The following is a 7,336-nucleotide window of genomic DNA, read 5'->3' on the forward strand; positions in this document are numbered from 1 at the left end:
GACCCAAACCACCGGAGAGCGTGTCCATCCCGTCGCCGCCGGATAGCGTATCATTCCCTGAACCACCGATAACACTGTCGTCCCCCGTGCCGCCGATAAGCACGTCGTCGCCGCCCCTGCCGTCGATCGTGTCATTTCCGGCGCCACCATCAATGATATTGCTTTCATCACGGCCATCGTGGGTCGGGGAGTACCCGCTCAACACGTCGTTAAAGTCTGACCCGGTGAGATCGTCAATGCCGGTAATTATATCGCCCTGCGCATACCCCCCGGCGTGCACCCCGGTGTAAAGATCGACCGACACGCCTGCATCTGAGCCACTGTAATCGAGAAGATCCGAACCTGTACCACCGTCGATACTGTCGGCCCCTGAGCCAGCGACAAATGTGTCGCTGCCTGTCCCGCCAGTGATGGTGTCGTCCCCGGCACCGCCCTCGAAAGCAAGACCACTGTTATCGTTGCTGGCGTCGATCACGTCAGCCTGGCCGGAACCAACGATGCTTTCGATATTGTCAAAGGTCAGGCTGTTGCCATCCGCGCTCGCCGTGCCATCCTCAGAGCCAGTGAATGTGACGGTCACACCGCTGACAGTATAGGATGAGAAATCAAGCGTGTCGGTGTCGCCGACGTTACTGCCATAAGCAACGTCATTGCCCCAACCGTCACCGAAGAGGAAAGTGTCGTTGCCGTCACCACCATACAGGGCATCGTCCCCCGTGCCGCCATCAATGGTGTCGTCGCCTTCGCCGCCGATGATGACGTCGTCATCATTTGCCGTCACGGCGTTGGCGCCATCAGCTTCAAGCGTAGCGATTTGGTCAGCATCCAGTTGGCTGTCGAACACTGTGAACTCATCGAGGGTGCCGTCGAAAAAATGGGCGAGATTGTCGGCGACACCATCGCCCGAAAGACCTTGGTACGCCCCCAGCACCCAAGGTTCATCATTGCCTTCGATCCCACCGGTATATGGGTCGGTGGCAACCTCAACACCGTCAAGATAGAGGTGAACCCCATCATCCCCGAAGGTGACGGCCATTTGATGATCGGATCCGGCGCTGACAGCTCCGGCTGAGCTACTGAGGGTATAGCTGGTTGTATCGCTTTGGATGCGAACGTGGATCGCACCGTCCGCAGTGACATAGGCACTTAGGTGGCCGCCATCGTCAAAGTCGAGGCTGTCGCGTGAGAATAAATAGTGGTCAGCGCTCAGCGTGTCAGCATTGAACCGGATCGAAACAGTGCCTTCGGCAAGATCAAAGGCCGGATCGTCAGCAATTTCGACATAGTCGTCGTTCCCGTCGACGATCAGGCCAGTGCCTGTGCCATCAAAACCGGTGCCACCGGCGGCGGCCCCGTTTTCGTATGTTCCGTCGTGAGTATTGCCGCTGTCGTCGCTGGCGGTGCCGCTGAAACCATCCTCGAAATTGAGCAGCACCAGAGGGTCGATCGTTGACGGGCCACCTTCGAGTATATCGTTCCCCGCGCCACCAACGATCGTATCGTTCCCCACGCCACCTGTTATTGTGTCGTCCCCCCCTTCGCCAGCAATCCTGGTTCCGGCGGAATCGGCAGAGGCGTCTATGGAATCGCCATAATCAGTACCGGTGACAATTTCAAAATCAGAAAAGCTACCGGTGGTCGCACCACCAAAGTGGCTGAATGTACCGGCTCCGCTCCCCGTATAGGTGACTGTGACGGCATTTGTGCTTTGCCCGTTCTGAAAGTAGAGCTCGTCTGTGCCGGTGCCTCCGTCGAAGGTGTTGTCACCGGCGTTGTCCCAGACATTAAGGAGATCGTCTCCTGCTTCCATGTTGTATGTGTCGTCGCCACTACCGACAGTTCCGACATCCTGCCCCTCACCGGCAAAAACGGTGTCGTTGCCGGCCCCGTCGCTGATAACATCGCTACCTGCGCCAGCATGGATGACGTCGTTGCCACTATCGGCAGTGATCATGTCATTTCCGTCGCCGCCAAGGATATAGTCGTCGCCAGTTGTGATTTGAGCGCCGTCAGCATCAGTATACCCCAAGGTCATCGCATCATCGCCGGCGGTTCCGTCCACCGCATCGACGAAGTCGCCATCGTAGCGATCTGCGATCATCTGCCAGCCTTCGCCGCCAGGGGCATAGATGGCGGAATTCAGGGTGATCGAGGTGATCGGCCCCGCTTCCAGCGCCTGTTGATCAGCGTCATAGCCGTCGGACGGCACCAGATAAGCATTGCCTGCGGTATCCTGAGCGATCCCGACCACCGCCGTGGCGGTACTGCCGTCGGCATAGGTGATCAAGGCATTGTAGCCCATCCCCATGTCGAAAACCTGATCCGCCCCGCCGTCAATGCTGAACGTGTCGGTTTGAACTGAGTGATCGTATTCCGTGGAGTTGAAGCCGCCTGAATAGCCGGTCGAGCCGGGCGAAAGGCTTTGGACGTGATTGTAAAGCGGATCACCAGCGCTTCCCAATGTCGAACCGATCAGGCCACCGGCACCCTCGGCAAAGTTGTCGCCCTCGGCCGTGTCTAGGTCAGAGAGGACACCGAGATAAATTACATCAAAGGTCGTGGCCATGTGCGTTCTTTCCAAGCGATCCATTTCAGGAGGACCAAATTTTTGTAGCGAAATTCGGTTTTCATGCCCTTAATTCGCTCATCTACCTCTTGAAAATTGGACACAGTTTAACTTGTTCTCAGCTTGTTCTGTTAACATAGTCGAGCGTGCCAAACCGCGACGCCTTGAACGCCAAAAGGACGGAAGACACCCTTCCCTAATTCAAGAAATTCAGTGTACCTAACCCGTGACCATGAGGTCGCAACAATGACGCGGCTCGTCGGGGTGGTCCTTGCCATCGGGGGCATCGCCCAGGCAAACATGTCTTTGTTGCCACACGGACAGTGTCCAGCACAGTCACTAAGAGGCTCGGTTGAATTGCTTTTGTGGGGCGACAAAGCCGGTTCTCAGGCTCTCGACCACGGCACAAGTGTGACGTGTCGTGTGAGTTTCCCAAACGAGCCCCAGGTTTCTTAAACTTTGTTGCACACCAGAACAGCACAGCTGAAGCGCATCTTAGGGGCTGCCTCCTAAGGGGCAAAGCAGAGGCGCAGTTAAAGCGGATACCCGCCCTCAGAACATGTCAAACGATCAGAACCTTCCCAAAATCGCCTTTAAGATGTATGATCCACGTCATTGCACTCCGATACTCGCACCTTTTCTAGTGCAAGATTAGGGCTGTGATTTCGTCTCCTCGACTTACCAACGCGGCCCCCCAAAGGAGTGAAGTGCTTGTTTGTGACGTACCCATAGAAGGGAAGTATCATGTATTTTCAATATGTTTCCGCAACAATTCTTGCAGCATTCATCTACCCAGGCGAAGTCTGGTCCCAAAATTTACCCGATGAAGTTTCAGACCTGCTCAAAAAGTCGTTTGAGCATACTGACGGGCGGATGGAGTATGTTGCCCCCAACCAAGAGCTCAACACCTATCTTGACAGCCTTGGACCTGACAACGGCTCCTTGGCCACGTCGGAATTTCGCGAGTCAGAGGTTGGTCAGCTTCTTGAAGCGATTGAAGCTAATCGTGCTGACGAAGTCGTGCGCTACTCCATACAAGTCAATCCCAGTATTTCGCCCGAGGACGCAAGCAACGCCTTTGGCAAATATGGGCTTGTTCCCTTGGATCAGGCAAGTTCCTTTGGGATCGTGTCCGCAGGACGGTTGCTGCCTTCGGGCGCACCAGTGATCATTGGCGAAAACACAGTCGCCGAGTCAAACGATCTGCTCAATCTGCTCAAACATGATCCGAACTTCATCTCGGTCATTGAAGAACCCATTTTGAGCGCGAATGAATACTTCGCGCCCGAGCTGGCCATCGGGCCTCTGCCCATTTCGGAAGGCGACGAGTTTGCAACCCGGCACGCAACCTTGGGCGAAAATCATTTCGACTGGGGATTGGATAATATCAAAGTGACGGACCTGTGGAACCAGCCCCTTGCCTTGCAAGGTGTGTCCGTTGGGGTCTTGGACATCGGGTTCAACACCCATCTCGACTTGCCGCTTTGGGGGTTAGACCTGTCATCCAAGCCCCGTGACCACGGAAACCACGTGTCAGGTATTTTATGCGCGAAACACGATGGACGCGGAATAAATGGCGTGTTGCCAACATGTTTGGTCGTACCGCGCACACCGCAATTCTCGTTTTTGGCCGAGGCCGAAGGCGTCAGAGCAAACACGATGGTTGCGGTCTTGAACGCCTTTGAAGACATCGTAGAAAACCGCGACGATATCAAAGCGATCAATGTGTCCCTTGGCTATAATTGGCGTGAAAACCATGATCGCATTGAGTTGACACAGGAGGAAAAGCAGCAGGTCGCCGACGCCGCGCAGCAGTTGTTAGGGCTCTATCAACTGGCCAAGGAACGGGACATTTTCATCGTAACTGCAGCCGGAAATGACAGTCAGGGGGTTGATCCAAAGATGAATGCGATTTGGTCTTCGCCAATGAATTTCGCCTCTCTGGTTTTTTGCGACCGGCTTAGCCTTTGCAATGGTGTCGTTGTGGAAGCCCATGATCCAACGGACAAACATGCAGATTTTTCAAATATTGGCGGCGATCTCTCCTGCCCTGGTGTCGACGTCCTGAGTGCCGTGGCCCATGACATTTTCCGAGAGGCCAGCATGTCAGATTACGCCTATATGAGCGGAACAAGCATGGCATCGCCCTATTGCGCAGGAGGGTTGGTCATGCTGTCCATGCTGCGGCCCAACTATAGCGCGCCGGAAATTGTGGCATGTGCCAAAGACGCAGCCCGACCAGTAACGGGAGCCTTTGTGGCCTCTGCGCTTGATTTGGAAGCATCCCTGGCCCAATGCCCGCCGCGCTAATTTTTTGGCATTTTTAAATGTGAAATGCCGGTTCTCTGGAACCGGCATTGTCATTTTAGCGGGGTCTTTGCAAAGAGGGCTTTGCTTGGGGGATCAAATGGATTTCAGATATTCCAAAAGAGCCTTTTTGTGATCCTCTGAAAGCTGCGTTCCATAGTCATGTCCGCACCGGCTATTGCCAGAATTCAGATCATCGCAGCCCGTCGTTTCAATGACCTGGTCAAACTTGGTCTGCTCGACGGCCATTCCAACCGCATCAATGTCATACTCTGGTCCCGGAGTGAAATTGGCAACCCGGTCAGCCGGTTCCTTGAGAAGCTCAGTCAACGTTGGAACCGAGCCATTGTGCAGATAGGGGGCTGCGGCCCAAATCCCATCCAGAACACGGGCTTCATACTTGCATCCTGACCCCGTACTCACAGCGAGGTTAGCCACATCATCAGGCAAAGGGAACGCCTTGGTCAAATCATTGAAGCGGTTCAGAAAATCATCATCGCCCGCAAGCGCATCGGCAGACATGGCAAAACCCGTGGTATCTTCGGAATCACTTCGAAAGGAGGTGGCATGTTGAATGATCGCATTGGCCACCGACACGCTTAGCACATCAAACGCGCTCGCTTGGGCACCTAACTCATGACCGACAATCGGGATTTTGGCCCCCTCAAGAACACCAGTATCAACCTGACGGGTAAGTATTTGGCATTCGCGTGTGTCGGTCCCAACATCAAGAACCGGTGTCGCAAAGGTCGTATGCTCGAGTGAGCGAAATTTGCCTTTTTTCTTTCCATGACATTCAACGCACCCACCGTCGGCGGTTTCAAGGTTGAAGATTTCCTTGCCTTGGTCCACCAGATTTTGATCAATCGACCATGGCCATTGAGGTGCTCCAATGTCCCAAATCCAATCTTCAAGCGATTTCAACCCATCCCAATTGGCCGAGTTGTCGGTCACAAAATCGTAGTCAAACAGGATCCCCGATTTTTTGGTTGGGTGGAATTCTCCAAATACGCCATATACTTCGCCAAGATTTCTAGCCAAACCCAGCAAGTCGTTGCCATTGGCGGCAAAGCCGGGCCATTGGGTGAAATCCTGTCGCGCCGCATTCCACAGAAACGGATAGCGCGTCGGAGCATCTGCCACCTGGATATTATCTGGTATCAAAAAGTCGTCTTCCGCCGGGCCGATATCCAGCCCTGCCAACCTATTGAAAATCATGGACACCGCATCTAGGCGGGCCGGTGCCCAAGACGGAGTGGGCAAGGAGCGATCAACCAACGTGTGAAAGCGATTGCTCCAGATCGTTACGTCCGCCTTTAGCGCCTCTTTCTCGGACGGGCTGGCCCCTGTCCCCAAAACATCGGTGGCAAAACTCTCGAACACCGCGTCGTCATCGAGAACCGCGAGAACAGCATCGTCCAAGTCCTTCAACAAGCTTTGAAAGTCAACGATGCCTGGGCCACCATCAATGCGATACGCCGTTCCATTCACGTCAATCTCTCGCACGTGACATGCCGCGCAGGTCATCCCGACGGCTTGGGTTCCACCAAAGTCATTTGTTGAAAACCCAACGGGGAGATCAGCGTCGCTACGCCCAGACATGGGCAAATACCCATAGCGCGCCAGCGCATCGCCCAGAAAGGGTTCGCCTGACTGTTGCTTGAGTGCACGCATCCAAGTTAGCGGCATGATCCGCGACCCTTGATCCTGCGTGTAAAACGCGTTCCTCAACCCATTGGTCCATTCTGACCCTTGGTTGACAAATACTGTATCGGCGAAGGACGCTGTTGAAATACTGCCTAAAAACAGGATGGCCGTTCCTAGTTTAAGATAACTCATATGAAAATTCCTTGTCACGTGGCGTCTAATAGCTTCGGTGTTTGAAGCTTAGAGCTTAACACTTTTAAGGGGAATTTTCTACAACATACTCACCAATACACTGTAAAATCAAAATTCTTGAGTATTCGGAAAGACTTGTGTCGACTTGCAGTGCCTGGTTAAAAAAGCCAATCCAAAATTCGCCATATGCCTATTTTTTTTGTGTTTTCCTAAAACAGAAACACTGTCGCATAGAGAAAACTGGGGATGCGCTGTGACGCGTCATCGCCGTCACACATTGGCCAACAGACGACAAAACAATCCAACCATGTCAACGGCCTGCGCCCCGCCCCTAACCGAAAATGCGGTTTCAGATCAGGCGGGACGACAGAGAGGAGATCAAGAAAAATCCCGATACAAACAGGTCAAAACCAAGACCCTGAATGCTGTATTGCCGACATATCCCCTAGGGCGTCACATCCTCAAACGTGACGCTGGTCACGCGAAACGACATTGTGCCGCCTTTGGGTTTGGCGCGGCACCGGATGTAGATCGGGGCATCGGCCCCCTCGAAGTCCATCGAATGAACGCCGTTGGAATTTACGGTCACGCCGGAATGGGCGACATTGACGTTTGGCCCCGTCC

The 7,336-nt window shown here is 54.0% G+C and carries 3 protein-coding genes; 1 reads left to right on the plus strand and 2 read right to left on the minus strand.

Annotated features, from left to right (window positions below; all coding sequences use genetic code 11):
- Positions 1 to 2,566, minus strand: a 2,566-nt coding sequence (locus ACRBB0_RS26880) for a LamG-like jellyroll fold domain-containing protein (RefSeq protein ID WP_431377549.1), incomplete at its 3' end; no start/stop codon positions are given.
- A gap of 744 nt (positions 2,567 to 3,310) precedes the next feature.
- Between ACRBB0_RS26880 and ACRBB0_RS26885 the strand changes: the two genes are divergently transcribed.
- Entirely contained in the window at positions 3,311 to 4,876 is a 1,566-nt protein-coding gene (locus ACRBB0_RS26885; protein ID WP_431377550.1) for a S8 family peptidase, read from the plus strand.
- 93 nt (positions 4,877 to 4,969) lie between these two features.
- Here the strand turns inward: ACRBB0_RS26885 and ACRBB0_RS26890 are convergent, their stop codons facing one another.
- Positions 4,970 to 6,712, minus strand: a complete 1,743-nt coding sequence (locus ACRBB0_RS26890; protein ID WP_431377551.1) for a di-heme-cytochrome C peroxidase — start codon at positions 6,710 to 6,712, stop codon at positions 4,970 to 4,972.
- Between the last annotated feature and the right edge of the window lie 624 nt (positions 6,713 to 7,336).

Source organism: Pelagimonas sp. (genome assembly GCF_050633425.1).
Taxonomy (GTDB): Bacteria; Pseudomonadota; Alphaproteobacteria; order Rhodobacterales; family Rhodobacteraceae; genus Pelagimonas.

What these genes read in the sequence shown, in the direction of transcription:
- ACRBB0_RS26885 (WP_431377550.1), top strand. Translation starts at nt 3,311, where the DNA reads ATGTATTTTCAATATGTTTCCGCAACAATTCTTGCAGCATTCATCTAC.
- ACRBB0_RS26890 (WP_431377551.1), bottom strand. Translation starts at nt 6,712, where the DNA reads ATGAGTTATCTTAAACTAGGAACGGCCATCCTGTTTTTAGGCAGTATT.